Source organism: Moraxella oculi (assembly GCF_023336735.1).
GTDB classification, from domain to species: domain Bacteria; phylum Pseudomonadota; class Gammaproteobacteria; order Pseudomonadales; family Moraxellaceae; genus Moraxella; species Moraxella oculi.
In genome coordinates, this window is sequence record NZ_JAMBAQ010000042.1 from 1 (window position 1) to 3,445 (window position 3,445).

At 45.3% G+C, this 3,445-nt stretch carries 1 protein-coding gene; it reads right to left on the bottom strand.

The window, feature by feature from the left end:
• A partial coding sequence (locus tag M2R47_RS09210; protein WP_470365338.1) for a beta strand repeat-containing protein occupies positions 1–3,445 on the bottom strand: 3,445 nt, incomplete at both ends.

Genomic DNA, 3,445 nt, shown 5'->3' on the forward strand with positions numbered 1-3,445 from the left:
AACTTTGTCTTTGGTAGCAACAGTTAGGTTACCGTTTTCATCTTGGGTAACTTTGATGTTGTCACCTTGATTGATGCTGATGGTATCACCTGCTTTGACAAGCTTACCATCTTTGCCGTTGGCTTGTAGGGTAAAGCCTGAGTTGTTGATGGCATCAGCAACGGTTTTGGCGGTGACTAGGGCATTGCCTTGATCACCCTCAACAGTTACCTTACCAGCTTCATGACCACCTTGTGGGTTGGTGTTAAGCTTGGTGGTTTTGGCTGCGATCACAGTCTTGGCAGGATCGTTTGGATCTTGCTTGGTGGTGATGGTTTCATCATCCACATTCACATCAACCTTGATGGTAGAGGTCTTGCCATCAGTATTGTCCACAACCACTGTTGTGCCTGTGCCGTTAGCAAAGTTGACGGTGTCATAAGCTTTGACAAAGTCAGCTGCTTGGCCATTGGCTTGTAGGTTAAAGCCTGCATTTAGCACATCACCAACGGTAGCTGCGTTGTTATACATGTTCGCAAGGTTTTGACCTTGTGGTGCAGCTTGCTCTTTGGTGGCATCAAAGATCGGATTGGTGGTCAATCTGCCATTAGGGCCGACGATCATGTCGCCTGCATTGTAAGTTGGTGTCAAGTTACCAGCAACATTGGCCAAGTTGGTTGGCTGTGTGGTGCTGCCTTTACCATTATTGATCGAAGCAATCACATCAGCAGGGTCGACTTTTTTACCATCTTTAGTGGCGAAAGTACCATCTGGTTGTTTGTACAGTCTGTTACCATAGACATCAGTGTAGACGACTGGCAATTGAGCAGATTCAACCAATGCTTGACTGTCGACCTTAATGTCATAGGCAAGGTTCTTACCGTCTTGACCATTGTTCAGGTCAACAACACTGATTGAGTTGTCGCTAGAGGTTACCGTCGTACGAGCGTCTTTAAGCTGCTTGACATTCACCGCATCAGCATCATCTGTGCCATCGGCAACATTGGTAACTTTCTTACCGCCAGCGTTGATGCCGTCTTTGGTGACGCTTGGACCCTTGTCAATGGTTAGGCCATTGCCTGTTAGGACGGTATCACCAATGGTGATTGAGCCATCTTTGGTCAGATCAATGTCTTTTGACAATTGAATTTCTAACGCATCGGTGCCATTTGCCTTAACATTGATGTTGCCTGTTGCACTGTCAAATCTGCCAGATTCGGTTGCATCAACACCTTCACCGATAATCTTAACCACAGAGTTAAGTTTGTGGCGGTTTAGCTCGCCATTGTTACCAGTAAAGATCAAGCCGTCATTTAGGTTAGCGACTTCCTCGGTCTTAGTGCTGCCATCTTTGCCTTTGGTTTCGTACACGATGCGAGTTTGACCATTTTTACCTGGCAATCCATTCTCACCATCTTTACCATCAACACCTTGAGCACCGTCTGCAGCTTTGAAGGTTAAGCCATCTTTGCCATCTTTGCCATTAAGACCGATAGAGCCATCTTTGCCGTTTAGGACAATCGCTGAGCCGTCTTTGCCATTGATGCCAAGTTTGCCATCAACACCGTCTTTACCATCTTTGCCGTCTTTGGCACCGATTTCAAGTGTTGGGTTTAGGCTAACTTTCAAGGCATGACCTTTTTTGCCATCTGCAGCTTCTACTTCAACCACTTCGGTGTTGATGTTGTCATCACCGGTGATTTGAGCGGTGGTACCTAGGCTTTGCTTAAACTCTTTACCTGCTTTGTCTTTTAGACCATAAGCATTGGTAGAGACTGTCGTGATGGTGTCATTGATGGTGTCTTTTAGATCACCGACATTCACGGCATTGTTCAGCGTATCGCCAGTCGCAGTCTTGATGGCGTTTGCCACATCTTTGGCTGTTTGGCTGCCATTGTCACCTGTTGGAGTAACTTTACCGCGTACACCGCTGGCAATGTTGGTGACTTGTACTGGTGAGTTATCTTTACCGTACAATTTCACTGTATTGCTTGGGGTGGCGGTGTCAGTTGCATCAGCTTCATTGCCACCCACATAAGCGATTGGGCTGTCCACTTTGATGGTGGTTGTGCCAGTTGCTGGGTCGTTGTCAGTCACAACGGTTGTGCCACGACCATTGATGAAGTTCACTGAATCAGCATGGCTGATGACATCAACAGGCTGACCATTGTTCTGTAAATTCCAACCTGCATTTAATACATCGCCTACGGTTGCAGCATTATTCACTTTGCCAGCCAAGCTGTCTTTACGGTTTTGTGCTGGAACTTCTGTGGCAATGTCATTATCCACCAAATTTGATTTGACATTGGTGATGCTGTTGCCACCGTTGTTTAGACCGTTGACAGTCAAGGTAACGATGTCATTTGGCTGAGTTTTAGCATCCACACCATTTGGTACGATGAAGACACCAGAGCCACCAACGCCTGTTTTATTACCGCCTTGGTCGGTAAATACGGCTGTTGTTAGGTCTAGGTCATCTTTGGTTGCAAAGGTAACCTGACCACCTTGCTGAGTCAGCTTGATGTTCTTACCTGCTTTTAAGCCCAGCTTTTCACCTGAAGATACCAAGAATGGCTCATCACCCTCAACTTCACCTGACTCATCGTCTGCTTTATCCACAGTCAATACAAAGCCTGAGTTGTTGATGGCATCAGCAACGGTTTTGGCAGTGACTAGGGCATTGCCTTGATCTTCTTTAGCCAGCTTAACCTCACCCAGGTCATCAGCGTCAATGTTACTGATGTCAGTGTTGACGGTTAGGTCGGTGGTGTTGGCTGATACTTTACCGTCTTTGACTTCAATGGTTTTGTTGTCAGTATTGATATTAATCTTAACTTCGCTTTGGGTTTGAGCATCATTCGTCTTAATCTCAACACTTGTTGCATTGCCTTTAACAAAGTCGATCGCATCAAATGCCTGAACAAAGTCCTTGACCGTACCATCTTGACGCAAATTAAAGCCTGCATTTAACACATCACCAACAGTAGCCGCATTGGTTAAGCTGCGTTCATCAAACACTGGCTTATTCGCATGAGTCAACTTATTATCCAGCACTGGCTGTGGCTGAATGTTGTGCTTTAAGTTGTTAAGCGTCATTGGTGTGTGAACGCTGTTATCACCTGCATTCATTGAAGCAATAACATTATTAGGATCGATGTTATTGTTGCCATTGGTTAGTGGCTTACCAGTATTTGGATTGATGCGAAGAAACTTGCCATCTGCAGTTTTTGCCAGCTTATTGCCTTTCTTATCAGTATAAACTACTGGTAATTGGGCGTTTTCAACCAAGGTTTGAGCATTGATGCCAAGACCATCTTGATTAACATACAGTGGGTTGTTGCCTGTTTGTAGTTTGATGCCCAGACCGTTATCGGTAACCTCAATACCTTTATTAGGATCTGTCTTGACATCAACAGTAATCTTACTGATCTTGTTGTCTTTGAACGGATCGGTAGATACTTTGATA